Below are 26,185 nucleotides of genomic sequence, written 5' to 3' on the forward strand. Positions count from 1 at the left end.
GGCCATCGGTCTCGGTGGTGGCAACACCCAGTTCACGCTCTACCTCGTCGCCCTCGCGGGCATGGGCATGCTCGCCACCACGGGCGTGGTCGTCTCCGAGGACACGTTCGGTCCGGTGGCCGACAACGCGGCGGGCATCGCCGAGATGTCGGGCGAGTTCCACGGCGAGCCCGAGCGGATCATGGTGAGCCTCGACGCGGTGGGCAACACCACCAAGGCCGTCACCAAGGGATACGCGATCGGTTCGGCCGGTCTCGCGGCGCTGGTGCTCTTCGCCGACTACTCGAGCAAGCTGAGTGAACACCTCGGCACGAGTGTGTCGTTCTCGATCGACGATCCGAAGGTGGTGATCGGTCTGCTCATCGGCGGGATGATCCCCTACCTGTTCGGCGCCTCGGCCATGCAGGCAGTGGGTCGTGCGGCCGGCGCGGTGGTGCAGGAAGTGCGTCGTCAGTTCAAGGAACTGCCGGGCATCATGAAGGGCACGCAGAAGCCGCAGTACGACCGCGCGGTGGATCTGCTCACCAAGGCGGCCATCCGCGAGATGATGCTGCCGTCGCTGCTGCCGCTCGTCATCCCGGCACTCGTGGGCATCCTGCTCGGCGGCGCGGCCCTTGGCGGCCTGCTCATGGGCACGATCGTGACGGGCCTCTTCGTGGCCATTTCGATGTGCACCGGTGGTGGCGCGTGGGACAACGCCAAGAAGTACATCGAAGAAGGCCATCATGGCGGCAAGGGCTCGGAAGCCCACAAGGCCGCGGTGACGGGCGATACCGTGGGTGATCCGTACAAGGATACGGCCGGCCCGGCCATCAACCCGCTGATCAAGATCATCAACATCGTGGCTCTGCTGCTCATCCCGATCCTGTCACGTGCCTGATCAGACATCATCGGTAGCCTCATCGCCGCGCGGACGAGAACTCGTCCGCGCGGTTGGTGTTTGGGGGCTCGCCGCCAGCATTTTCAACGTCACCGTCGGTGGTGGCATCTTCCGCCTGCCGGCGAGTGCGGCAGCGGCCGCCGGTCCGGCCGCCCCATTCGTCTATCTCATCTGCGCCGCCGTGATGGGATGCGTGGTGCTCTGTTTCGCCGAAGCGGGCAGTCGCATCACGCTCACCGGCGGGCCCTACGCGTACGTGGAGGCGGTGTTCGGCCGCTACGTGGGGTTCCTGGCTGGTGTGCTGCTCTGGATGCTGGGAACCACGGCGGTGGCCGGTGTGTCGTCGGCATTTGCCGAAGGCCTGGGCGCGCTGTTCGGCGTGGAGAACATCCGTGTGCCGGTGATCGTGGCGATGTTCGTACTGCTCGCGCTCATCAACATGCGCGGTGTGGAACAGGGCACGAAGCTGATCATGGTGGCCAGTATCGCGAAGCTCCTGCCGCTCATCGCGTTCGTGGGCATCGGTGTGTTCTTCATCCAGCCGGAGAACATCGCGGTGCACGAGATGCCGAGTGCCTCGAGCATGGCCCGCGCAGCCATCGTGCTGGTGTTCGCGTTCAGCGGCGTGGAGACGGCACTGGTGCCCAGTGGTGAAGTGAAGGATCCCGCGCGCACGGTGCCGCGTGCGCTGGCCATCGCGATGATCGGCGTGACGTTGCTGTACCTCGCGGTGCATCTCGTGGCCGCCGGGCTGCTGGGTGACCGGCTGGCCACCAGCACGGCGGCGCCGTTGGCGTTCGCGGCCGAATCGTTCCTGGGCACACCGGGTCGTCTGCTGCTGCTGATCGGCGCGTCCATCTCGATGTTCGGGTATGTGAGCGGGATGACACTGGCCGTGCCGCGGGCGTTGTACCGGTTCGCCGAAGACGGGCTGCTGCCCAAGGTGGTGGGATCGATCCATCCGACGTGGCGCACGCCGCACGTGGCCATCCTGCTGCAGACCACACTGGTGTGCACGCTGGCGGTGTTCAATTCGTTCGAGGCGCTGGCCGTGATCTCCAATCTCGCGGCGCTGTTGTTGTATGCCGGTTGCGCAGCGGCTACGGTGGTGCTGCGTCGTCGCGGTGTTCGTCAGGAAGGCGCGATGCCCTTCGCCGTGCCCGGCGGTCCGATCATCCCGTTCGTGACCATCGCCCTGATCACCTGGCTGCTGACGAGCATCACGCAGGCGGAGTGGGTGGTGTTGCTCATCACGCTCGGCGTGGCAACGGGGTTCTACGTGGTGGCGACGAGGGTGCGGAAGGCGTAGGGGAACGCAGGTCTTGCGGAGGAGGGGCAGGAATGATTGTGGCGAATATTGACACACCCTCCAGATTCCAGTAGTGTCAGAGCATGGCAGACCGACAGACACGAAACGTTTCAGTGCCCGCCGCCCAGGAGCAGTTCATTGATTCCCTGGTCGGCTCGGGCCGATACCGAACCGCCAGCGAAGTGGTCCGCGAGGGCCTGCGGCTGCTGGAAGAACGCGAGCACGCCCGTTTGCTCGAAAAGGCTCTCTACGGGGAACTGAGTGACGAAGAACGCGCACAGTTGCCGGTCGAGTTGATAGAGAAGGCGCGCGCCCAGATCCAGCGGCTCGTGAGTGAAGGCATTCAAGATCGTGACGCCGGCCGCGTCAGCGATGGACCGACAGCGATGGAGCGCATCCGCAAGTCGATTTCGGCTCGTCGAACCGCATGACTGGCTACACGATCACCGCGATCGCAGAAGCAGACATCAAAGGGATTGTGTACTTCATCGCTTCACAGGATGGCATAGATCGAGCACTTCATGTTCACGACAAGTTTCTCGACGCTTTCGAGTCCTTGAGCAAAGCCCCGGCCATCGGGAGACGCAAACCGGAATTCACCGACGACAACATACGGTGGTGGCCGGTTCTCGGCTTTCTGGTGGTGTACGACGCGGAGCGATCACCTATTGATATTCTGCGCGTGATCCATGGAGCGCGCGACCTGCCTGAATTATTTCGGAGTTAGTTCTCCGCATATCATGAGCATCCTCGATCGCGATACACTCGGTGCCTTCTGTCGGCACACCCACGTCGAACTGGCGCCCACCGGCCACGGTTCTCTCGACGGACTGACCTTCGCCCTCAAGGACAACTTCGATGTGGCGGGCCATCGCACGGGATTCGGCAGCCCCGACTGGCTGCGCACGCACGAACCCGCCGCGCGACATGCGCCGGTGCTCACCCGTCTGCTCGCCGCGGGCGCCACGATGGTGGGCAAGGCGCACACCGAAGAGATGACGTTCAGTCTCACCGGCGAAAACGCGCACTACGGCACGCCCATCAATCCCGCGGCGCCCGATCGTGTGCCCGGTGGATCGTCGAGCGGTTCCGCCAGTGCGGTGGCAGGCAACCTCGTGGACTTTGCCATCGGCAGTGATACCGGCGGCTCCGTGCGCGCACCGGCAAGTTTCTGCGGCATCTACGGAATTCGCCCTACGCACGGCCGTATCTCACTCGATGGCGTCTGTCCGCTGGCGCCCTCGTTCGATACCTGTGGCTGGTTCACACGCGATGCCGACATGCTGCGCCGTATTGGACAGGTGCTGTTCGATACACCAAACCCCGCCGCTACACCGGGTGCGCTGCTCTACGCGGCCGACGCATTCGCCCAGACCATGCCCGGTGTCGACGACGCCCTGTTGCCGGCGGTCCAGCGCGTGAGCATGCTGCTCGGATCCGTGCGTCCGGTGACGGTGAGCGCCGAGGGTCTGCCCGCATGGTATGAAGTGTTCCGTGTGCTGCAGTTCGCCGAGATATGGCAGACACATGGGCCGTGGGTGCGCGAGGCACAACCAACCTTCGGCCCGCAGATCGCGCCCCGCTTCGAAGCCGCATCGAAAGTGACGACGGACGAAGTTGGACGGATGACGCGCGAACGCGCCCGCGTTCAGGCGCATCTCGATGCGTTGCTGGCCGACAACGCGGTGTTGGTGCTGCCCACGGTGCCCGGCGCGGCGCCCCTCCGTGGTCTGCCACTCGCGGAGACCGTCACCATCCGTGAACGATCGCTCGCCCTGCTCTGCATCGCCGGACTTGGTGGCCTGCCTCAGGTCTCCCTGCCGATGGGCATGATCGACGGATGTCCGGTGGGGCTGTCCCTCATCGCCTCACGAGGCAATGATGAGATGCTGCTCGATCTCGCCTGCCGAATCGCCGGGACGACTACGCCGCACGGGCCGATCGCTGTCGCGTCATGATCCACGGCAGGACGATCATGCCGATCGCCACCAGCAGTGAGATCAGGCTGATCGTCTTGCCGCGCGCATAACTCGCGGAATCGAAACGCAGCGTCACGCTGCGTGCCCCGGGCGGCAGGTCCACCGCGAGCAGCGTATGATCGGCCCGGCGCACGACAGCCGGTTTTCCGTCCACTTCGGCACGCCAATCGGGATACCAGTTCTCCGACACGACGAGCTGACTGGTGATGCTGTCGCTCCCCGTAAGCGATATGATCATGTTGCCGGGCGTCCAGTCGGTCACCTGTGCGGCCACGGTCGATTTCGCAAAGGGTGGTGTCGTGACCGTGGGCACCGGTGTAGCGACCGTATCGGGAAGCAGCGCGAGATCGCGCGTCGGGAATCGTGGATCGACCAGGGTGGGCACGATCTGCGCCTCCGGCAACGTGGCGACGGCTCGCGTCACCCGCGCATACGGCGGCGGCTCCGTGCTTTCGTACAGCACCGCGGGAGTTCCGAAGGTCGTAGTGATCGGACCGACGACTCTGGTGAACCCCGGCACCGTCTGTGTGTCGGGTAGCACGAGATAACGAATGGCGAGCAGGTCGAGCACACTCTGCGAGTAGAGATTGCGCCACCCCTCCTGCGCGCCGCCCAGTTCGTTGTAACGCTGCAGCGAGAACCCGTGGTAGCCACGCGCCACGGGAATGCGATAGGCCATCAGCAGCGACCAGCCATAGCTGTCGCCGGCATCGAGCACGCGGTACGGCGGTTTCACGTCCCGCAGCCGGGAGGTGATCTGATCGTCCGCAAAGAGCGTCTTCGCACGTGGTGAGAACACGTAGAACACACGGTCGATGCTCCAGAGATCCGCCATCATCACCACGGTCAGCGCCGGGATCGCCACCACACGTGTCAGGCGACCCACTGCCGTGGCCCAGAGCAGTACCAGCGCGGCGACGGCAAACACCAGCAATCGAATGGCGCCGGCGCGAAGATCCGGCGCATTGGCGGCCACCGCTCCCATACGCTGCGGAATCGCCAGTGACTCGGCCAGCCCCTGCAGGCCCCCCGCGGCGCCCAGCCCCGCAATGATCACCACGAAGCCGGCTACGGCAAGCACCGTGCGTATTGGCACACGACGTTCCACCAGGCGATCCATCCCGATGCCCGCCAGCAAGCAGAGAAAAAACGCCGGCAGATAGAACACCATGCCCATGGCGCGGATCTTCTTCAGCAACGGCAGCAACTCGTAGAACGGCCGATAGAACGGCGTATGTCCGCCGAACGAAAGCAGCAGAAAGAAGAGCCCACCTACGGTGAGAGCCACGACCAGACGCCGACGCTTCACATCGCCGAGAGCCAGGGCTGCCAGGGCGAGTGGCAGTGCACCCATGTACTCGGTATGCAGTTTGATGGGATTGCTGCCCCAGTAGCGCTCCAGTACGCCATTGAACTGCGGGAGCAACAACGTCATGATCTCCGACGGCGGCAGCGCGTAGCTGGTGGCGAACTGCCATCCGGTATCCGGCCCACCGTCCGCTCGCGGCGAGAATGGGATATATGCGAGAAACGGCAACACCTGAAGTGCGGCAATTCCGAATCCCACGATCACTGCGCCGAGCGACCAGACCAGGGGCATCCATGATCGCCCCGGCGTGGCACGGTGCGGGCGTTCGGGGTCCCAGAACGTCAGGTACACCGCCCACAGTCCCAGGGCCAGGAGGAGAAAATAGGCCATGTGATAGTGGCCCAGCACGATGAGCGCCACGACGATCGCGAACAGGCCGAACGCCCAGCGTCTGGCGTGGCGGATGGCCAGCAGCAACACCCAGAACGCCAGCGGCGTGAGCGCGGAGACGAACAGCTTGCCGTCGTGTCCGGGGCTCATCTGCGAGGCGACGATGCCCGTCAATTCATAGGCGATGCCGGCAAAGAGCGACGCACCCATGCCGAGACCAAGGGCCCGACCGAATCGATAGGTGAACCAGCCGGCCAGCACGAAGTGCAATGCCATGCCGAACGTGATCGCCAGATCCACCGGCATGATCCATCTGAGCCAGGCCGTTGGATAGAAGATGTCGCCGTGCATCGCGCCGATATACGGCAGTCCCCCGAACAGATACGGATTCCACTGAGGGATCTGCCCTGTCGCGAGAAACGATTCGGCACCGAAGAGGCGGAACGCATAGCCGGCGATGAACATGTCCGACCGGCCGCCACCAAACAGGATCTGCCCGCCGAGCAACGGCCAGAGCAATGTCAACGCCGCGACGGTACAGGCCGCGAGCGCCAGCCAGTGTTCGCGCGACGCGTGTTCGCGCTGGGAGGCGCGCGGCATGTGAGACGTCCCGTTCTCGGACATCCCGGAGTGTAGCACCATGCGGCGCGGGCAACCACACCGCGCCGCACGCCCCGTCGTATCTCCGGTCCTGTCAGGGCACCGTCACCGTTCCCGTTGCCTGCGCCGACTTGTACACCGCCCCACGCACTGCCTTCACGGGGCAGATACCGACCTGCATGCAGAAGACCTCTTCGGAGGAACCAGGATCCCCCTCTCCTCCTGTGACTGTCCATTGCAGAGAAGCGCCACGGCGTGCATTCCAGAACGCCGTGAAACCGGTTGCCGCGGAGAGATCGGGAATGCCGATGTCGTAGCTGCCGGAACCACCCAGATAGCCGCGTGACGCGACGATCATGAACGCCCGCGGATCGGCGATCGTTTCGCGCAGATAGAGCGAGGCCCGCGCATTGTAGTCGGCGGGAACGGAGCCCGTCGCGCGGATGATCCATGGCGTGGCTCCTGTCCCCGCCGCCACGGTCGGTCGGGGCAGCGCCACACCGAAGTCCAACGTACGACTGGAGACCTGATCGGCAAACGCGATGACCGCACGACGGGAAGCCGCGGTACTGGTGGTGGCCACGATCTGATGCAAGTCGCCGGATTGCAGACGCGAGGCCGGCACACCGTACCAGATGCGATTCGTCAGCGGGTAGTTCCCGGTGGCGCTCATCAAGGCGTTGAGCGCATTGCCGGTCAGGAAATTCTGCGCCACGAAGAACGATTCGCCGGTGGTGTTGCCGAAGGTGACCGTGCCCGTGGCCGGCGTGAATCCTTCACTCGCGAAGTTCAGTGCCGGCAGTGTGGTGCCACTCGCCGGGTCGAGTCCACGTCGCAGGATGATCGACTGCACGGCGATGGGATCCTGTGTGCTGCCGCTGAACGAGGAACGCGTGAGGAAGAGATCGAAACTTCCCGGCCGGATGGTCGATGCCGTGAGTGTCGTGCTGGCCGTCCCGGTGCTGCCCACGTTCACCAACGCATAACGACTCGCACTGCCCAGCATGGCATCGAACGATTGATAGCCGCTCACCGTGGCGCTGGCCGTGCGTGTGGTGACCTCGGGCCACCGCACACATTCCTCCGCGGCCTGTTCGGCGACTTCCTGGGCCGTCAGATAGAACACATCCCAACGGAATCCCTGAATGAGTGGCGAGCTGCTCATCTTCTCCCCGAGGTTCACCATGGCGATGCCGGCGTTCGCCTGAGAGAGAGAGAAGTTGAAGGTGGTGGGAGTGGTACCCGACGCAGCCGCCGGACCGGCCGGTACGATGTGCCGCCACGCGCCGCTGCCGTCCTTGACGGCAAAGAAGCGCGGCACCCGACTCGCGTTGCAGAACTTCCAGCTGATGTTGCCCGTGCTCGGCGCCGAGATCCGCACCCGCACCGTGGCCGTCTGTTCGCCGAAGCCGGTGGCCGCGGCGCGCACGGTGCCCGTGTACACACCGGGCGCGGCGCCGTCGAGTGTGATGGCGGCAAGATTGGTGGCCGTCTCGGATGCGGCGATCGTGGCCGGACTCGGCGCGACCACGGCACCGGCCACGCCACTCAACCCGGTCACGGAAATACTCACCGCCCCCGTGAAGCCAGCCGCCCGCGTGATGCTGACGATGCCGTAACCCGTCCAGCCATTGCCCGCCGGCAATTCGAACTCCACGGGGTCGACGTTCAACGTGAACCCCGCCGGTTGCGCGGCGGATACCGTGACCGTGATCGAGGCATTCTGATCCGTGACACCGGCCGCGCTGCCACGAATGGGCACCGTATACGTGCCCGCTGCCACAGTCGCCGCCACACTGATGGTCACCGAAAGACCGTTGGAGGTGGTCGGTGAGCCCACCACCGTCGCCGTGATGCCCGTGGGAGACGAGGGGACAGTGACCGTGACCGCGCCGGTGAAGCCACTGAGTCGCGTGAGAACGAGCGTTGCCGTTCCCGATTGCCCAGCCGCCACGCTCACCGGGCCGAGTACCGAGAGCAGAAAGCTGCCAGTAGGCGTTGTCGGAGTGGTGGGAGTCGTGGGCGTCTGGGGACCACCACCATCACTACCGCCGCCCCCACACGCCGTCAGGAAGAGCGTACCAAGGAGTGCCGCCGTCGTGGCTATCGTGGCGGGCGTGCCGATGCAGGTACGATGAAACGGGCGATGAAGCGGTCGCATGAGAGATCGGAAGGAGGATCGAAGCGTGGCGGTGAAGCGTGGCTGTCCGGCATGGCTGTGCACCGTGGTGGACTGGCCTGCCGTGGACTGGCCCGTGGACTGCTGTGCCTCGCTTTGCATTGCGCGGAACGACGTGGAATGCCGTCACGAAGGCTCCTTCATTCCGCGGGTCCGTATCGATCCCGGCACAATCGGAATCGTCGAGCTTGCCTCCGGGCCGGCGAACCCACAGAATGCTGACCGCCCCGCTCCGTGATCCATTTCACACATTCCGGTCGATACCGACCAGAGCATCGGACTTATGTTCCGGGCATTTTCTCCCGTCGTAGCGCGAGCCGCCGTCGGGACCACCGTGATCATGGCGTTGTGCATGATGCCCGCATCAGGCCGGGCCCAGAGCAGCGGCACCAAGCCTGATTCGAGTGCCACGAAAGCCGGCAGCACAAAAGGCGGCAGCGCCAAAGCCACCGGGACCAAAACCACCGGCACAAGCACGGCGAAGCCCACGACGACCAAAGCGTCGACGAAGGGCGCCAGCACGACGAAGCCGACGACGACCAAGCCCTCCACGGGTACGACGTCCACGCCGGCAAAGACCACCGCGCCGGCCAAACCCGCAGGCACCACGCAGGGTGCCTCACAGGGCTCGACCGGCGCCGCTCCGTCCTCGGGTGGCGCGTCCGCCTCAGGGACCTCACGATCCCGGAACGCGACGGGACGTCCCGTACCCTTCACTGACGGGGGCCTTCGTCTCTACGGCGGTGCCGCCAGCGCTTCACTGGGCTTCGGCACCGGCCTGACAGCGGGACTGGCGTGGCGACTCCTGTCGGTGCGCGACGGGCTCTCCCTCCGCGCCGACATCGCCGGGTCCCGATTTTCGCAGACGCCTTTGGCCCTGGGTTCCGGCGCGGCCCTGACACAGGCCACACTCACACACGTCGGCGGCAGCCTCTCGGCCGAACTCGCCCTGCGTCGCACGCCCGGCATCCAGCCCTATATCGGTGCCGGCGTCGGTGTCTATCGCTTCCAGGCCGATGGCCCGGCCGGTCAACAGGGCGTGGGCGCCAACGACATCTTCGCCTCCACCACCGATGTGGCAGGCATTGCCACAGTGGGGCTGCGGCTCACTTCGCGGATCTTCATCGAGGCCCGATACATCACCGTCGGGGACTTTCAGTCCATTCCATTCACGGCGGGGGTCCGCTTCTGATGCGCCTTCACTTGTCTTCCCATGAGCACGCACATGTGCATCCGCGCCTGAGTGGATGCCGCCTGTTGCTTTCGCTCGTCGTTGCGGCGCTGTTGACGGCGTGCAGCGGCGGCGACAAGGTCGTCGGTCCCGATGGATCATCTGGTGGCAGCCCCCTGCGACTATCGTCGGCCGATTCACAATTCGTGGCCGGCATGATGAGTGCCGCCGCCAGCGATGCGCAGCGCCAGTTGCGTTTCATCACTGCCCCCTCGCTCCCCGGTCTCGGCAGCGCACAGCCTCCGTGCACACCCACGGTCACCGGTGGGGCCGACAGCAACGGCAACGGCATCCCCGACGACCGCACGCAACAGTACACGGCCGCGTCCTGCACATTCACGAGCAACGGCGCCACGGGCACGGTAGCCGGCAGCATTCGCCTGCAGGACGCGGGCGGCGTGTATGGGTATCGTCTGACCTACTCGAACTACACCGTGAGTGCCACCAAGGGCGATTCCCTGGTGCGCACCATCGTCAACGGCAGCTTCGAGTACCGCTATCTCACCGCCACGAGCGCCAGCACACTCGACAACACCGTGGTGGCCATCGAAACCCGTTCCTCGCGCGGCTCGGCGATCCTCACCCGCACGGCCAATCTCACCGGGCAGTTCACGACCACCGGTACACTGGCCAGCAATCGCACGTTTCCCGGAGGCACGTTGCAACTCAATGGCTCACTCGGTGTGAGTCTCGCGGTTTCGGGCGACCAGGCGGTGAGTGGGCAACCCACCACCTTCACGCTCGATATCGCCGTGGCCACTGTCACGGCCATGAACTCCCCATCGGGCTGCAGCTCCGACCCCGCCTTCGATGCGGGCGCCCTCACCGGTCAGGTGAGCAACGGAGCCACGGGAGCCGTGCGTGTGCAGTTCACCCGCTGCGGCAGTGGAACGTCCACCACGCCGCCGGTCACCAAACGCTGAATCCACGCCATCGTACGTCGTAGTACACATCGTAGCACACATCGTGGCGCATGTCTTCCCGCCGGCACTGGGTCAGTTCCCAGTGCCGGCTTTCGTGTTCGGCGCGATGGGCCGATTGGGCACGTCCGGACCAGGGCGCCTGGTCGGATACTGCTCGGCCAGCGTGTTCCCGTCGTACAGGCGTCCGTTCTTCATCACATAGCGGATGCTGCCGGAGTTCCGGATGTCAGTGGTGGGATCACGATCGAGCACCAGCAGATCGGCCAGCTTACCCACCTCGAGCGAACCCAGGTCGTTCTGCAAACCGAGCGCCGTTGCGCCGACGATGGTGGAGACCCGCAGCACTTCGTGCGGCGTGAGACCACCGGTGGCCATGGCCCACATTTCCCAGTGATAGCCCAGCCCCTGCAACTGTCCGTGGCTGCCGATACCGATGCGGCCGCCGGCATGCAGCACCTTCGCGGCTTCGGTGGCGAGTTGCGGGAAGATGTATTCGTCGTCGCGGAACCAGCCGCCGGCCGTCCCGCCATTCGGCATGCTCGCCATACGACGACGGGTCTTGAGTGCGAGTTCCTCGTAGGCCGTGAAGCGCTGCAACTTCGGATTGGCCCATGGATCTTCCTTCGTGTAGAAGTAGTTCTCCGCCCACGGACCGCCGTAGTTCACCAGCAATGTGGGCGTATACGTGCGCTTCGACCAGGCCAGGAAATCGACGATGTCCGCCCCGAGTGGCACGATGCCCATGGAGTGCTCCAGGCCCGGATAGCCGTCGAGTGTCTCCGTGAGATTGAGCTTCACGTCGAGTGAACCTTCGGTGGTGGGCATCAGTTGTTGTTCACGGGCGGCCGTGATGATCCACTGGCGCACCTGACGGACACCGGACACGTACATCTTGATCGTCTTGGTGTCGTAGTAGCTGCTGTAACGTTTGAGCAGACTGCGCGCGTGCTCCTGATCGCGGATGTTGTCGGTGCTGAAGATCCCGGGGCCCGTGGAGTAGATACGCGGGCCGATGATCTGTCCCGTTTCCACCAGGTCCTGATACGTGAGCACATCGGTCGTGGCGGTCTGCGGATCACGCGTGGTGGTGACGCCGAACGCGAGGTTCGCCAGATAGGCCCACGGCTGGGTTTCGTGAATCGAACCGCGTTCGGCGCGCAGGTGCGCATGCGTGTCCACGAATCCGGGAATGACGGTGGCGCCGGCGAGATCCATTTCCGTGGCTCCGGCGGGTACAGCCACCGTGCCCGCCGCACCGATGGCCGCGATCCGGTTGTTCTTCACGACCACATCGCCACGCGCGATGACTTCCTCTCCCTTCATGGTGACGAGTCTCGCATTGCGCAGCACCACCGTGGCCGAGGGGATATCGCGCGCGGCCTGCATGACGATGCGCTGTTCGACCGGTACATAGGGACGTGGACGCGCACTCTCCGGCACACTGTCGCGGCGCGCGACGGCGATGGCCGCATCCCGCGCGGCCGCCGAGTCGGTATCGAACGACACGAAGGCATTGCCGATGGACCAGTGAATGCGTTTGCCGTCGCTCGACCATGCCGGGAACTGTCCCCCGATATCGGTGATTTTGCGCGCGGGGAAACTCGCCGTGTTCGGATCGGCGATGTTGACGGTGGCCTGCGTGCCGCGCGGCGGAATGGTGATGGTGTAGAAATCCTGATTGATCTGCGCGAGCGCGACGTCGCCATTCGGCGAGATCATGACGAGTTGCGCCGGCGGCCCCGGGGAATTGGGCTCTTCCGGGAATCGCTGCAATTCGAGCTCGGCCACGGTCAGGTCGGTGTGTCCGTGATCGTCATCCACCGCACCATCCCCGGCTCCACCGACCACACGCAGATGACGTTGTTCGTCGGTTCCGTCCCAGCGGATGGAGACGAGTCCGTTGTTGGACGAGAGATAGATGCGCGTGGTGTCACGCGAAAAGTGCGGCTTGTTGCGACCACCGGCACGGGCGATGAACGTGCCCGCTTCTCCAGCCGCGTTCGTGGAGTTGGCCGGGAACCACACGAGCTGGGTCGTGCCCGTCACTCCCGTCTGATCCCGTCGCCCCTGCGCTCCCGACTGCAGCACCACGATGCGCGCACCATTCGGCGACCACACCGGTTGCCGATACGTTCCGGCCATGGCGCTCACCGGCGTCACTCGTGTTGCACGACCGGCCGTCAGTGCGGTGCGATAGAGACGTCCGCCATTGTTTGTCCACGTGATCCAGGCCAGCGACCGTCCGTCGGGCGACCATGCCGGTTCCGCTTCGATATCGTCCAGCGCGGAAACACGTCGCGGCGTGCCCGACGGCCAGTCCATGACATAGAGTCTGTCGAGCGAGATGAAGGCCAACTGCTTCCCGTCGGGGGACATGACCGCATCCCGGATCTGACGCACGGTGAACCGGGCGCTGTCGGAGATGGGATAGTTGAAGAACACTTCCGGTCCGACCGCCACATCGGCTTTCACATGGAAAGGTATCTCCGTCTGCCCGCTGCCGTCGACCGCCACACGCCAGAGTTTCTTGCCATAGCTCGCCACGATCTCCTTGGAATCGGGTGTGAAACTCATGCCGGGCAAGGCGTCGAGCGGCGCGCGTGTTTCCATCTCGTCGCGCTGTGTGGGATAGGCCAGCCAGCGTTCATCACCCGACGACAGATCGCGAATGCGCAGGCCCGTCTTGTTCTCATAGCGTGAACCGTACACGAGCCACTTGCCGTCGGGGCTCAGCGTGGGGCGCACCGCCGATCCATAGCGGGTGGACTGGATCTCGCGCTCACCCGTTTCTCGATCGTATGTCCATACCTGATACTGCGGGAACTGTGCGTTGTAGTTCCACGCTCCGGTACGCTGTGTGTACCACAAAGAGCGACCGTCGGGGCTGAAGGCCGCACCGGCCTGCTGTACCGCCGTGCCCGGCGCGGCGTTGGCCGGCGCCGTGTACAACGGCACACCAGTGCCTCCGCGCACATGGTACATCCACAGTGTCGGCAGAGCGCCGCGGAAGCCGCCCTTGCTGGCCACGATGTACTGACCATCGGGCGAATACTCCGGCGACAGATACACATTGGTGCGACCGCGCGTGATCTCCCTGATCTCCTGCGTGGCAAGATCGATGGTGTGCACATTGTCCGCGCCCTGGCGATCGGAGATGAACACCACGGACTTGCCATCGGGGCTGAACCGCGGCTGTGCATCGAATGCCAGACCGCTGGTGATCCGTGTGGCCTCCCCACCGGTGAACGGCATCAGGTACAGATCGCCCAGCATGTCAAATACGATCTGTTTGCCGTCGGGACTCACGTCCACCGACAGCCAGGTGCCTTCACGCGTGTCGAGGGCAAAACTGCGCGTGGCTTCGAGCGGCAGCGGTCGGGGCGGTGCACTCCGTGAACCGGCAGCCTGGGCCTGCGCGGCCAACGACAGCGGGAGAAGCAGGGATGCCGCCAGCACGAGCGGGGACAACTGCAGCGATCGCAACACGAGAATCCTCCTGGGTTCGACCGGTCCCTGGACATCGGTCCGGCGCATCCCGTCTAATAGGAGCGACGCGAGAGATGAGTGCAAGCGTCGGCATGTTTGTGCGTGTGGGATGCTTGGGAATGCCTGTCTGATGCGTGTTTTGCGCTGGCCCGGCCGCACCCCGGCTCATACCTTCCTGCCGACCATCCACTCGTCCCTTCCCCGCGAGCCTCGCATGCGTCCTTCGACTGCCGTCGCCACGCTCCTGCTCTCGGCGTCACTTGCCGGCCTCGCCGCAACGTCGTCGCTCTCGGCCCAGCGTGCCGCGGCGCCACGCCGTGCCCCCGTCACGGTGATCGAGGATGTGCAGGTCGTCGACGTGCAGGGGCAGACCGTCACCCCGAACCGACGCGTCATCCTGCGCGGCGATTCCATTTTCTCGGTCGGGACCCTCGGGGACCGCATGCCTGACACGGTCGATGTCCGGATCGACGGCCGTGGCGGCTTTCTCATCCCCGGGTTGGTCGATCATCATGTGCACCTCACTCCTGGCATGACGCGCGCGCTCGTGCAGGCGGCGCGTGGCGGCGTCACCATGGTGAACGCGATGGCCGGCGACAATCGCACGGCAGGCGAGTATGCGCGGGCCGTGCTCGCCGGGGAACTCATGGGACCGGAGATCGCCTACGCGTCGGTCATGGCGGGTCCCGACTTTTTCGTCGATCCACGCTTCCGCGGCGCCAGCCTGGGGTTTGCGTTCGGTACGGCGCCGTGGGCGCAAGCCGTCACGGCATCCACCGACATCGTGCGTGCGGTGAGCGCCGCGCGTGGATCTGGTGCGGAAGCGCTCAAGCTCTACGCCATGATCGACAGTGCGCTGGCCGCGCGACTCATCGTCGAGGCACACCAGCAGGGCATGCGCGTGATAGCCCATGGCACCGTCTTCCCCGCGAGGCCCTTGCAGCTCGTGGGCGGAGGTGTGGATGTCCTCACGCATGTGCCCTATCTCTCGTGGCAGGGCGCCGCGTCGATCAAGCCGGAAGACTCGTTCAATCGCGCCAATGGCCCCTACGAGCAGGTGCCGGCCGATGCGCCGGCCATCGAACGCTTGCTGCAGGCCATGCGCGCTCGAGGCACCTATCTGGAACCGACGCTGGAAGTCTTCCTTGGCCGGCCAACAACGGCGACAGGCATGCGGGAATGGAGTCTCGCGGTCACTCGACGGGCGCTCGCGCTCGGCATTCCGATTCTGGCCGGCACCGATGGCATGATCGGCAACGATGCCGAGGCCTTGCCCAACATTCACAAGGAACTGGTCCGGTTGGTCGAGGCGGGACTGTCTCCTGGCGCGGCCCTGGCCAGCGCCACCATCGTACCGGCGCGCGCGATGGGTCGTTCGCGTACACACGGAGCGATCGCGCCGGGACGTGTCGCCGATCTGGTGTTGCTCGACGCCAATCCGCTTGTCGACATCACGGCAACGACGCGGATCAGACAGGTCTTTCTCAAAGGGCGGGCCGTGCGCACGCCGTGAGCGGCGGCGGGGCGGAGCAACGGAAAGACGGAAACAATGACAGCAACAACAACTGCAACTACAACAACCAGCCGCGGACTACACGGATGATGCGGATTGGCGCGGATCAAACGGGGTAGATCCCGTAGTACCCGTGCCAATCCGCATCATCCGTGTAATCCGCGGCGTGTTGTTGCTGTTGTGTTTACTGCACTTCCGGGCGTGCAATCACCCGACGATCACATTGTAGCCGGAGCTCGCTTCAGAATTCATCGAACTGCTCCGAGGAACGACCGGTCGAAACCATGTACCCGGAGAAGTGATTGATATCGAAGTAGACCGTACCGCCGACGACGGTGGCATTGATCACCTCGTTGAGCGTCGCCGAGCCCGTCGTCGTATTGACCTGGCTCGTATTGGCGAAATAGCCGCCGCTGAGCGAGGGCTTGATCGGGAGCAGCGTGTACAGCGTCAGCCCGAGCGACTGGCGGAACTGCAGCGGCTTCACGAACTGCGTGCCATGCGGCTCGAAGTCGTAGGCCACGGCGCGACCGGCAAGCGCCTTGACGGTGATCGTCATCTGGCTCGTTGGCAGAGCACCAGCCGGAATGATCACTTCCAGTCCCGTTTCCGGAACCAGCAGCACACCGCCCGTCGCGTTGTTGACCGTCACCGAACGGGTGATGGTTGCGTTGAGCGGAGTGAGGCGAAGAAGTGCCGTGACATTGGACAACAGTCCGTTCACGAGTCCGAGCGTGGAACCGAGCAACCCGTTCGACGCCTGAGGTTCAGGGGCGACCGGGGCCGACGGAGCGTCATTGGCGCACGCTCCGACGGACAAGCTCAGGCCAAGCACCACGGCGGCGCGGCGCGCACGACGGATGAGGCTGACCTTGGGCAAGGTGGTGGTTCCGATAGACATGTCCATCCTTGGAGTGAGAGGGTTGTCGACGCAACCGCGTCAGACGGTGGGTATAGCCCACCTGCCGGTGAGATTCGTCACGGCCCCCTACCGACTTGAGAGTTTCATCACGTGATGGGCACGGTTCGTCAGAATTGTCAGCCGTCACTTTTCCGGCACGGTCCACGCGCATTGTCATGTGACGCAAGCACATAGAGGCTCTCAAGTTGCCGGGCACAGCAGTCGAAATGAGAAATGACGACAAGTCGGTGCGGGATTCATTGCAAGCGTCTCGCGAACCGGCCCCACGAACCGTTGATCGAACTCCAGGCGCCGATGCTGCGCATGAAACACCCCACTGAAGAGACGCGTGGTCTCATCCGTTCCGGCACGGTGATCCGTTCCGCGCTCGTGACGGGGCTGGCGATCGTGACGACCGGTGCGCTGCTCATGGCAGCGTGCGCCGAGCCGCCTGCGCCTGCCGAAGGGCCCGTGGGCGTCCTGACCATCGCCACCCCCGCCGATCCCGATGCACTGATTCCGCCCATCGTGGCATCGCTGCAGGGCAAACAGGCCGTGGATCTGCTTTTCGACATGCTCGCACGCCCCACCGGCACCATCGAAACCGTGGGCGATGGGGGCTTTGCGCCGCAACTAGCGTCCGGTTGGCGCTGGGCGTCCGACTCGTTGTCGATCGCTTTCACCATCGACTCCACCGCGCGATGGCATGATGGCCGGCCCGTGCGGGCGGAAGACGTGGCGTTCTCCTTCGCGCTGTACACCGATCCCGTCGTGGCCTCGCCACACGCCGGTGCCTTTGCCGGCATCGACTCGGTCACCGTGCGTGATTCGCTCACCGCGGTCGTCTGGTGGGCCCGACGTCATCCGGAGCAGTTCTTCCAGGTGGCCTACAATCTCGCGATCATGCCGGCGCATCTGCTGGCACCGCTTCCGCGCGCCACACTGGCCCAGTCCGACTTCGCACGACAGCCCGTCGGTTCCGGTCGCTATCGGTTCGGGGCATGGACACGCGGTCAGGCCCTCATGTTCGACGCCGACACCTGCAACTACCGCGGTGCGCCTCACATTGCCCGGATCGTCTGGAGCATCACACCGGACGCCGCGGCCGCGAGCCTGCGTGTCCTGGCAGGTGAAGCCGACATGCTCGAGGCCATCCGCCTCGATGCCTACGCACAGGCCACGGCCACCAAGGGGCTGACACTCGCGCCGTATCATTCACTCGACTACGCCTACCTCGCGTTCAATTTCGCGGCTCACGATCCGCGTCGCCGCGATCTCTTCACTTCACATCCTCTGCGGGTCGCGCTTTCGGCCAGTCTCGATCGGCCGGCACTGGTGCAGAACGTGCTCGGGGAACTGGGCATGGTGGCACTCGGTCCATTCACGCGCGCCGTACCGGAGGCCGATACCAGCGTCGCGCAGATCGCGTACGACACCACCGCCGCTGATCGTACACTGGATTCGCTGGGTTGGGCGCGCGGCGCCAATGGCATGCGCGCGAAGAACGGTCAGCCGCTGCGCTTCGAGGTGATTCTTCCCGCCTCGAGTGCCACCCGTCAACGATTCGCGACCCTCATGCAGGCACAGTTCCGGGCCCGGGGCATCGACATGCAGGTCGCCGCGCTCGAGCCCGCACAGTTCTTCGCACGCGTGGGCAAGGGCGACTTCGACACTGCGTTGAACATGTGGCATGCGGATCCGAGTCCGATGGCCGTGCGCGATGTGTGGGGATCGCCACGTGGTGGTGATGTCGGCGGCAATTTCGGGCGGTACCACAATGCCGCGGTCGATGCCGTGTTCGATACTGCGGCCACGACCTTCGATCCGGCTCGTCGTCGGGCACTCTTCCGGCGCGCATTCGCCGCGATCGTGCGCGACGCGCCGGCGATCTGGCTGTACGAACCGCGCAACATGGCGCTGCTGCGCATGCGTGTGCATCCGACGGTGCTTCGGGCCGATGCGTGGTGGGCCGGCATCCCCGACTGGAGAGTCGATGCGCCGGAGACGGACGGCTCGTGAACACGCTGGTCCGCGGCCTGATACGATGTCTGCTCGTCATGGTGCTGGCCACTATGGCGGGCTTCGTCATGCTGCGGATGCTCCCCGGTGATCCTCTCGGACAATCCATCGAGCAACGGGGACGGACGCCCGAAGCACGCGCGGAGCTTCGCGCCAGGTATGCGCTCGATGCGCCATTGTCCGTTCAGGTTCTCCGGTATGTCGAAGGCCTCGCGCGCGGGGACCTGGGATCTTCACTCGTCGATGGACGTCCCATTGCCGGAGAACTCCTCCGCGCCACCTGGCTCAGCATGCAACTCGCCATTCCTGCCCTGATGGGCGCGGCGATGTTGGGACTGCTCGTAGGCACCGCGCGGGGATGGCTGGGCGAGTATCGAGCCGTGCGCGTCGTATTTCATGCGCTGACGGCGATCACGGTGCTTCCCGAGTTCATGCTCGCATTGTTGCTGCTGGTGGTGCTGGCGGTGAAAGCGCGATGGTTTCCGGTAGGCGGTGTGGCTGATCCCGTGATCGTCTACTCCGGTGGTGCGGGCACGCGCCTGCTCGACCGACTCCATCATCTCGTACTCCCCGCCGGATCGCTGGCATTGACCTGGTCCGCGATCGTGGCCCGGCAACAGGCCCTGGCCACACGGAGCGCGCGGGACTCACACGCCACACAGGCGGCGCGCGCGCGGGGACTCGCGCCCTATACCCTGTGGGCCCGATATGGGCTGCGCGTGGCATTGCCTTCGAGCGTGACCACCATCAGCCTCATGTTCCCCGCGTTGATCAGCGGCACCATCGTCGCCGAAACGATCTTCAGCTGGCCAGGTCTGGGACGACTCATCGTGACCGGCATCGGCTCACGCGACTACCCGCTCGTCGTTGGCGCCTTGATCGTGACCTCCCTATGCCTGGCCGCGGCCAGTGTATTCACGGAGTGGCTGCTCGGCTTGGCGGACCCGCGTGTGGTCGCGGCACACTCCTCGAGACGTCTCGGTGGAGGAGCCCGACGATGACAGTGGCTTCGCTCGATTCGCTCGATTCGCTCGATTCGCTCGCACCGGTACAACCCGCGCCGGTGCGGCCGGTTCTCACATGGAATCGACCGGCCCTCGACCGTCGCCTGATTCTCCCCGGTGCGATGCTCGCCGTGATGATACTGCTCGCCGCGTTCGGTCCCTGGATCGCGCCGTTCGATCCGGCCGCGCCACAGGACATGCTGCACGCCGCACTACAGACACCGGGACCTGTCTTCCGGCTGGGCACCGACAGTGCCTCCCGCGATCTCCTGAGTCGCGTCCTGTACGGAGCCAGAACATCACTGACGATCGCAGCCATCGGCACACTGACGGCACTGCTCGGTGGGGTGGCATGGGCGACCCTGGCCCGGCTCTGCGGAGGGGCGTGGAGGGCGATGCTCCTCGCATTGTCCGATGCCTTCCGTAGCATCCCCCGCCTGTTGGTACTCCTGGCTGCCGGGGCCGTGGCAGGAGGTGCCCTGGCACCGTACACGATCGCCATGACCATGGGATGTCTGGCCATGCCATTCGTCTGCCGTGTCATCGATGCGGAATTGCGGCAACTGGCAGCGCGCCCATGGAACGAGGCGGCACACGCCCTGGGTGCGTCGCCGTTTCGTATTCTTTCGCATCATCTGCTACCGCACCTCCTGCCCGTGATCGTCAGCCTGGGTGTCGTGTTGTTGGGAGAATGCCTGGCTGCCGAAGCTGCACTGGGAGTGCTGGGACTGGGGATACCCGAGCCAGCCGTGAGCTGGGGACGCATGATCCAGGACGCTCTTCCCGATCTCGCCCGCGCCTGGTGGCCACTCGTGGTGCCTTGTCTTGCCCTGCTGGTGACCATGCTCGCCACATCGACACTCGCCGAGCAGTTGAATTCCCGCTCTTCGTATCATGACTGATCGCTCACCGGAGGCCGTGCCTCCCCACGCTCCGTTCCACGATCTCGTCGCGCTCGCACAGCGGGAGGAGAAGGCGGGACATCGATTGGCTGCCCGTCAGGCATACGAAGCCGCGTTGCAGTTGTTAGAGCGCCCGGAGGACGCACGGGAAACCAGCGATGTGCTGCGCTGGATCGCGCGCACCTATATCGCCGATGGCGATGGTCCGGCTGCGCTGACCTGTCTCGACCGGGCGCTCGCTGTGGCCGAGACGTGGGGCGATCACGCCGCCGCGGGGCATGCGTTCAACGTGCAGGCGGTGGTTCACTGGCAGACGGGTGACCTCGACGAGGCGGAGCGGCTCTATCTGCTCGCGCGCCAACGGGCCCTGCATGCCGGTGACGCCAAACTGGCGGCCATGACCGCGCAGAATCTCGGAGTGCTCGCCAACATCCGTGGGGACTACGCGTTGGCGGAACGACAGTATCGGGTGAGCCTCGATGACTATCGTTCACTCGGTCTCATGACCGATGTCTGTGTCGCGCTGAACAATCTCGGCCTGCTCTACATTGCCCAGAAGCGCTGGAACGACGCCGAGGAAGCGCTGCTGGAAGGCGTGCGCGTCTGCGAGCCGCTGAATGACGTCAATGTGCGTCTGCAGCTCGACATCAACCTGGCCGAACTCTGGGTGGCGCAGGGCGAGTATGCACGTGCTCATGGCGCCGTGACCGCCGCACAGGCCGCGGCCGTGCAGTTGGGCGATGGTTCCGCGATCGCCAAGTCGACCAAGCTGCTGGGTGTCATCGCCAGCAACACCGGGAAATACGCCGAGGCCGAACAGTATCTGCTGCAGGCGGAGGAAGTGGCCACCGCACGCAGTGAGAAACTCCTGCTGGCCGAAATCGCCCGTGACCGGGCGGCGCTCGCCCGACGCACCGGCCGCAATCGCGACGTGCTGCAGCAACTCAACCGCGCGCACCGTCTCTTCTCGCAGCTACGGGCACAATCGGAGCTGCGGGACATCGGCGCCCGCGTCGACCAGCTCGAGCAGGAGTTCGTTCACGTCGCCCGTCGATGGGGTGAATCCATCGAAGCGAAAGACCGGTACACGCAGGGTCACTGCCAGCGCGTGGCCGAGCTGGCCTGCGCCATCGCCGAGGTCAGCGGCATGGACGCCACCTCGCTGTTCTGGTTCCGTATCGGCGCCCTGCTGCACGACGTGGGCAAGCTGGTGATCCCCGAAGAAGTGCTCAACAAGCCCGGCAAACTGGACGACACCGAGTGGGCGCTCATGAAGAGCCACACCACGGCGGGCGCCGAGATGCTGAGCGAGATCGAGTTCCCGTGGGACGTGCGTCCAATGGTGGAGTCCCATCATGAGCGATGGGACGGTCGGGGATATCCGCATGGTCTGGCCGGTACCGCCATTCCGTTGGTCGCGCGCATTCTCACCATCGCCGACGTCTACGATGCCCTCACGTCGGTGCGCAGCTACAAACGTGCGCTCACCCATGAAGAGACCATGGCCATCCTGCGGAAGGATGTAGGCACGGTGTTCGATCCCGAGGTCTTTGCCTGGTTCGAACAGATCGAAGCCGATTGGGCACGTCGTTCTCTCGCCGCGGCGGCACCGGCGCTCGAAGAGCGCCGCGATGCCGAATCGGATACCGCGGAGCCGGGCTTGCACACCTTCGACGATCTCACCGGCGTGGCCTTGCGGCGTGCGTTCCGGCAGACGGCCGCCCGTACACTCGAAGCCCGGCATACCACCGGTCGGCCCGTGGCGTTGCTCATTCTCGATGTCGATCGATTGAGCGTGATCAACGAGCAGTTCGGGACCACCGCCGGTGACGACGTGCTGAAGCACGTGGCCAACGCCATTCGCGCGACGGTTCGTCCATCCGATTTCATCGGACGGTATGCGGGTGATGAATTTGTCGTCCTTCTGTCCGGCATCCGGTTCGAGGAGGCCACGCGTGTGGCGGAGCGTATCCGGGCGGCGGTGTCGGCTTCGGCCGTGCCGGTTTCCTCCGGCGTGTTGGAAGCCGACGCAACGACGCACACATCGGTCTCCATTTCGATATCGGTGTCCATCGGCGTGGCCTGCGCCCCTCAACACGGCACCTCGCTGGATGGCCTGTTCGGTGCCGCCGACAATGCCCTGTATGCGGCGAAACATTCGGGACGCAATCAGGTCGTTCCTGCCTCGCGCCTGCAGGGCGGCCGGCAACAGCTCGTTCTGCAAACCGTGGTTGGCCGGGAGCAGGAGCGTGCCCGGGTACGCGAGCACTTCGCCGACGCATCACGCGGCCAACCATCGGTGGTGCTAGTCACGGGCGAAGCCGGAGTCGGCAAGTCGACACTGCTCAAGCAACTGGGGCCGGATCTTGGCGTCCGGGGTGGTGCGTTCCTGATCGGGCATTGTCTCGAGACGGACATGACCACCCCCTTCGGGCCGTGGCGCGACATCCTGCTCACGATGCATCGTGGCGGTCTTCTTCCCGATCGGGCGTGGTCACATCTCGCGCACATCGTGCCGGACTTCGGTACACCAGCACCGGCTCTCGAAGGTCGGGCCTTTGCCCGGGCCGTGCACGAGGAGCTCGAAGAGTGTCTGCGACTCGCTGCGACACAGCGCCCGCTGGTGCTCATGTTCGACGACGTGCAGTGGGCCGATGCGCGCAGCTGGGACGCACTCGAGTACCTCGTGGCACGTCTCCAGGATCAACGGGTGCTGCTCGGACTCACGTTGCGCCCCGAAAGCGCGTTGGAGGAAGCCGAACGGCGCGTACGACGTCTCACACGATCGGAGCGCTGCACCACATTGCGTTTGCGTCGTCTGTCGCAGGCGGATCTGGCGCTGTGGTTGCAGGATGCCCTTGGTGGACAGACTCCACCCGCGTCGCTTCTCCAGGCCATCGTCGCGCGCAGCGAAGGCAATGCGCTCTTTGCCGTGCAGCTCCTGCGGGCCATGAGCGATGACGGTCGCCTGTTCTGGACCACGGATGGATGGCAGTACCGTGACGACAGGTCGTCGGAACTGCCGGCCGCCATCGGGGATCTGCTCGCCCAGCGGGTAAAGTCGCTCTCACGGGCCCACCGCGAAATCCTCGCCATGGCTGCCGTGCTGGGTCGTGAATTCGATCCCGGTGTACTCGTCGCCGCATGTGATGCGCCCGAGTCCACGGTTCATGAAGCGCTCGACGAGGGTCTTTCGAGTTCCGTGCTCGTCGCCACGGAACGGATGCAGCACACGCTCGCGTTCGCCCACGGGCTACTCACCGAGCTGTTGCTCGCCGAGGTGAATCCGCTCCGGCGACAGCAATGGCATGCACGCGTGGCCCAGGCCGTGGCGCAGCGGGATTCCGCCGATCCGGGCACACTGGCCCGTCACTACGATCGGGCGGGTATGTCATCCCACGCCCTGATGTCCGCACTGGAGGCGGGTGACCAGGCCCATCGGGTTTTTGCGCATGAAGTCGCCATCGAGTGGTACCGTGTGGCACAGCGTCATGCCATCTCGGCGCCGCAGAAGGCCGATGTGGAATTCCGCCTGGCAACGGTGGCGGAAGCCGCTGGACAACTCGCGCAGGCCGAAGTGCATTGTGATCGGGCACTCACCGAGTACGCCGAAGCCACCCGGGTCGGCGGGCGGACACTCACCATCGGTCGCATGCGCGAGCGCCTGCGTTTGCAACGGGGGGTCGACCATCGCACGGTGCTGCAGGCGTGCACGGCATTGTACGACCGGGCCGTCGCCGACGGTGATCACACGGAGACCGTGGCGCTGCGCATCATGATGTCGGCGGTATTGCAACAAGCGGGTGGCGTCGCGGAAGCCGATCACATGGCCCGGGAGGCCGTGGCTGCAGCCGAGCGACTCGATCAGCCGAGTGTACTCGCCGAGGCGCTGTTGCGCCTGGGCTCCGTCCTGCTGACGGAGAGTCCCGCCGCCGCCATCCCGCACTATCGGCGATCGCTCGATCTCTCTCTTGCGGCTGGTGATCGCCACGGACAATTGCGCTGCCACATCAACATCGGCACGGCCTGCGATCGCGCCGGCAATCATCCGGCCGCGGAGGTGTCGTTCCTGACGGCCTGCGAGTTGGCGCGTGAGCTGCGGGCCACCGATCTGGGTGGCGTGGCGACGCTCAATCTGGGAGTGTTGCTGATGAAGACAGGGCGCACCGACGCGGCCCGGCAGCGGTTTTCCGACGCCCTGCGCGACTTCGAGTCCATCAAGCACGACCGTTATCGACTGGCGGCGCTCTACAATCTCGCGCATCTGGCGCGGATGGAGAACGATGCCGCCGCCGCACTCGAGCTGTACGACACCTGCGCCGTGCTCGCGGCGCATATCGGCCATCACGATGTGGAAGTGGGCGCGCTCGCCGGTGCGGGGCTCGCCGAACTCGATCTCCGTTCCATCCGGGCGGCGGAACAACTGGCGCAGCGTGTGGAATCGATGATGAACGGGATGGCCAATCGTTTCGCGTGGTTCCAGGGGCGTGAGCTGGTGGAGGCGCTCCTGCTCCGATTGGAGACGAAGCGAACCTCCGTCGCCAGCATACGCGGCAAGCTGCTGACCACGCTCGCGCGCATCGAAAGTCAGGATGCGTATGCGGCGCTCTGGCTTGCCGCCGAGTGCTCACATCTGCTGCTGGCCAACACGGCCGACGTCGCCGCGGCACGTGCCCGGCTGTTGGTCCAGGCACGTGCCCATGGGTATACGCCCCTGGTTCAGCGCCTGCAGGGAGACCGTCTGCCGCGTGTCAGCGGGTCGGTGCGCATCATCGCACACCCCGCCACGCCTTCGGTCGCCCAGGCGTCGTAAGGGCGCCGCGAAGGCGTCGTGAAAACATCGGGCAGGCGCGGGTGGCGACCTTACGTCGCCGTTCCGGCCTGGCCTTCTTCGCTCATCAGATTGTAGATGCGCTGCACTTCACGCAGCCGGGCTTCGAAATCGATCTCGAGATCGCGGAGTGTCCCGGTGCGCAGGTCGAACACCCAGCCATGGACGATCGGCGCGCCATGATGCAGGTAGGAACGCTGCACGACCGCCGTCTTGATGACGTTCATGCACTGCTCGACCACATTGAGCTCGACGAGGCGCTTGTAGCGCGAGGACTCATCCGTGATGGCATCCAGCTCCTTCTGATGCAGCCGGTAGACATCGCGGATGTTCCGCAGCCAGGGGTTCAGCAAACCCAGATCGCGGGACTGCATCGCGGCGAGCACACCGCCACAGTTGTAGTGGCCGCACACGATGATGTGCTTCACGTTCAGATACGCGACCCCGTACTCGATCACCGACGCCGCATTCAGATCCGTATTGGGTACGATGTTCCCGACATTCCGGTGCACGAAGACATCGCCGGGTTCGACGCCCATGATCTCGTTGGCGGGCACCCGGCTGTCGGAGCAACCGATGTACAGATAGTCCGGGCACTGCTGTGATGCCAGACGCTCGAAGTACTCGGGATCGCCCGCCGTACGGGAGGCGGCCCAGCGTGCGCTATTCTCGAAGAGCTGTTCGTAGGGAATGTTGGGCATGAGATCGTGATACGGAACGGGACGGCCG

General features: G+C 65.0%; 17 protein-coding genes. 12 read left to right on the forward strand and 5 right to left on the reverse strand.

The window, feature by feature from the left end; genetic code table 11:
- From WG208_RS17915 to WG208_RS17935, 5 genes are all read left to right on the forward strand, one after another.
- Window positions 1-880, forward strand: an 880-nt coding sequence (locus WG208_RS17915) for a sodium/proton-translocating pyrophosphatase (protein ID WP_337172762.1), incomplete at its 5' end; no start/stop codon positions are given.
- Window positions 873-2,189, forward strand: a complete 1,317-nt coding sequence (locus WG208_RS17920) for an APC family permease (RefSeq protein WP_337172763.1) — start codon at window positions 873-875, stop codon at window positions 2,187-2,189. The genes WG208_RS17915 and WG208_RS17920, both read left to right, overlap by 8 nt.
- A gap of 83 nt (window positions 2,190-2,272) precedes the next feature.
- Complete coding sequence (locus tag WG208_RS17925; RefSeq protein WP_337172764.1) at window positions 2,273-2,620, forward strand: type II toxin-antitoxin system ParD family antitoxin; 348 nt, start codon at window positions 2,273-2,275, stop codon at window positions 2,618-2,620.
- Window positions 2,617-2,916 carry a type II toxin-antitoxin system RelE/ParE family toxin gene (locus WG208_RS17930; RefSeq protein WP_337172765.1) on the forward strand — a complete coding sequence of 100 codons (300 nt, stop codon included), beginning with the start codon at window positions 2,617-2,619 and terminating at the stop codon, window positions 2,914-2,916. Before WG208_RS17925 ends, WG208_RS17930 begins: the two co-directional genes overlap by 4 nt.
- Before the next feature lie 13 nt (window positions 2,917-2,929).
- Window positions 2,930-4,147 carry an amidase gene (locus WG208_RS17935; protein WP_337172766.1) on the forward strand — a complete coding sequence of 406 codons (1,218 nt, stop codon included), beginning with the start codon at window positions 2,930-2,932 and terminating at the stop codon, window positions 4,145-4,147.
- Here WG208_RS17935 and WG208_RS17940 read toward each other — a convergent pair.
- Window positions 4,113-6,467 (reverse strand): hypothetical protein, encoded by a 2,355-nt coding sequence (locus WG208_RS17940; RefSeq protein WP_337172767.1) that lies wholly within the window; start codon window positions 6,465-6,467, stop codon window positions 4,113-4,115. The two genes, WG208_RS17935 and WG208_RS17940, sit on opposite strands and share 35 nt — an antisense overlap.
- 94 nt (window positions 6,468-6,561) lie before the next feature.
- The gene (locus WG208_RS17945; protein WP_337172768.1) at window positions 6,562-8,628 is read right to left on the reverse strand and encodes a hypothetical protein; all 2,067 of its coding nucleotides are present in this window, start codon (window positions 8,626-8,628) and stop codon (window positions 6,562-6,564) included.
- Between the two features lie 358 nt (window positions 8,629-8,986).
- On the opposite strand from WG208_RS17945, the gene WG208_RS17950 reads away from it, so the two are divergent.
- On the forward strand, window positions 8,987-9,838 hold the full coding sequence (locus tag WG208_RS17950) for a hypothetical protein (protein ID WP_337172769.1): 852 nt from the start codon (window positions 8,987-8,989) through the stop codon (window positions 9,836-9,838).
- 35 nt (window positions 9,839-9,873) lie between these two features.
- Window positions 9,874-10,800 (forward strand): hypothetical protein, encoded by a 927-nt coding sequence (locus tag WG208_RS17955; protein ID WP_337172770.1) that lies wholly within the window; start codon window positions 9,874-9,876, stop codon window positions 10,798-10,800.
- A 72-nt stretch (window positions 10,801-10,872) separates the two neighbouring features.
- Here the strand turns inward: WG208_RS17955 and WG208_RS17960 are convergent, their stop codons facing one another.
- Window positions 10,873-14,334 (reverse strand): amidohydrolase family protein, encoded by a 3,462-nt coding sequence (locus tag WG208_RS17960; protein ID WP_337172771.1) that lies wholly within the window; start codon window positions 14,332-14,334, stop codon window positions 10,873-10,875.
- A gap of 166 nt (window positions 14,335-14,500) precedes the next feature.
- On the opposite strand from WG208_RS17960, the gene WG208_RS17965 reads away from it, so the two are divergent.
- Window positions 14,501-15,799: an amidohydrolase family protein gene (locus WG208_RS17965; protein WP_337172772.1), complete on the forward strand. Its 1,299-nt coding sequence runs from the start codon at window positions 14,501-14,503 to the stop codon at window positions 15,797-15,799.
- A 241-nt stretch (window positions 15,800-16,040) separates the two neighbouring features.
- Here the strand turns inward: WG208_RS17965 and WG208_RS17970 are convergent, their stop codons facing one another.
- Window positions 16,041-16,700, reverse strand: a complete 660-nt coding sequence (locus WG208_RS17970; RefSeq protein WP_337172773.1) for a hypothetical protein — start codon at window positions 16,698-16,700, stop codon at window positions 16,041-16,043.
- A 324-nt stretch (window positions 16,701-17,024) separates the two neighbouring features.
- Here WG208_RS17970 and WG208_RS17975 point away from each other — a divergent pair, with 324 nt between their 5' ends.
- From WG208_RS17975 to WG208_RS17990, 4 genes are read left to right on the forward strand one after another with little or no spacing between them, the layout of a single operon-like run.
- Window positions 17,025-18,719: a peptide ABC transporter substrate-binding protein gene (locus WG208_RS17975; protein ID WP_337172774.1), complete on the forward strand. Its 1,695-nt coding sequence runs from the start codon at window positions 17,025-17,027 to the stop codon at window positions 18,717-18,719.
- Window positions 18,716-19,720: an ABC transporter permease gene (locus WG208_RS17980; RefSeq protein WP_337172775.1), complete on the forward strand. Its 1,005-nt coding sequence runs from the start codon at window positions 18,716-18,718 to the stop codon at window positions 19,718-19,720. The genes WG208_RS17975 and WG208_RS17980 overlap by 4 nt, the downstream gene beginning before the upstream one ends.
- On the forward strand, window positions 19,717-20,625 hold the full coding sequence (locus WG208_RS17985; RefSeq protein ID WP_337172776.1) for an ABC transporter permease: 909 nt from the start codon (window positions 19,717-19,719) through the stop codon (window positions 20,623-20,625). Before WG208_RS17980 ends, WG208_RS17985 begins: the two co-directional genes overlap by 4 nt.
- Window positions 20,618-25,438 carry a diguanylate cyclase gene (locus tag WG208_RS17990; protein WP_337172777.1) on the forward strand — a complete coding sequence of 1,607 codons (4,821 nt, stop codon included), beginning with the start codon at window positions 20,618-20,620 and terminating at the stop codon, window positions 25,436-25,438. The genes WG208_RS17985 and WG208_RS17990 overlap by 8 nt, the downstream gene beginning before the upstream one ends.
- A 50-nt stretch (window positions 25,439-25,488) precedes the next feature.
- Here the strand turns inward: WG208_RS17990 and WG208_RS17995 are convergent, their stop codons facing one another.
- Complete coding sequence (locus WG208_RS17995) at window positions 25,489-26,157, reverse strand: carbonic anhydrase (RefSeq protein WP_337172778.1); 669 nt, start codon at window positions 26,155-26,157, stop codon at window positions 25,489-25,491.
- Between the last annotated feature and the right edge of the window lie 28 nt (window positions 26,158-26,185).

The organism is Gemmatimonas aurantiaca (assembly GCF_037190085.1).
GTDB classification, from domain to species: Bacteria; Gemmatimonadota; Gemmatimonadetes; order Gemmatimonadales; family Gemmatimonadaceae; genus Gemmatimonas; species Gemmatimonas aurantiaca_A.

Coding starts and splice junctions, on each gene's coding strand:
- WG208_RS17990 (WP_337172777.1), top strand. CDS start 20,618: ATGACTGATCGCTCACCGGAGGCCGTGCCTCCCCACGCTCCGTTCCAC.
- WG208_RS17950 (WP_337172769.1), top strand. CDS start 8,987: ATGGCGTTGTGCATGATGCCCGCATCAGGCCGGGCCCAGAGCAGCGGC.
- WG208_RS17925 (WP_337172764.1), top strand. CDS start 2,273: ATGGCAGACCGACAGACACGAAACGTTTCAGTGCCCGCCGCCCAGGAG.
- WG208_RS17945 (WP_337172768.1), bottom strand. CDS start 8,628: ATGCGACCGCTTCATCGCCCGTTTCATCGTACCTGCATCGGCACGCCC.
- WG208_RS17975 (WP_337172774.1), top strand. CDS start 17,025: ATGAAACACCCCACTGAAGAGACGCGTGGTCTCATCCGTTCCGGCACG.
- WG208_RS17930 (WP_337172765.1), top strand. CDS start 2,617: ATGACTGGCTACACGATCACCGCGATCGCAGAAGCAGACATCAAAGGG.
- WG208_RS17965 (WP_337172772.1), top strand. CDS start 14,501: ATGCGTCCTTCGACTGCCGTCGCCACGCTCCTGCTCTCGGCGTCACTT.
- WG208_RS17985 (WP_337172776.1), top strand. CDS start 19,717: ATGACAGTGGCTTCGCTCGATTCGCTCGATTCGCTCGATTCGCTCGCA.
- WG208_RS17935 (WP_337172766.1), top strand. CDS start 2,930: ATGAGCATCCTCGATCGCGATACACTCGGTGCCTTCTGTCGGCACACC.
- WG208_RS17960 (WP_337172771.1), bottom strand. CDS start 14,334: ATGCGCCGGACCGATGTCCAGGGACCGGTCGAACCCAGGAGGATTCTC.
- WG208_RS17970 (WP_337172773.1), bottom strand. CDS start 16,700: ATGTCTATCGGAACCACCACCTTGCCCAAGGTCAGCCTCATCCGTCGT.
- WG208_RS17940 (WP_337172767.1), bottom strand. CDS start 6,467: ATGCCGCGCGCCTCCCAGCGCGAACACGCGTCGCGCGAACACTGGCTG.
- WG208_RS17995 (WP_337172778.1), bottom strand. CDS start 26,157: ATGCCCAACATTCCCTACGAACAGCTCTTCGAGAATAGCGCACGCTGG.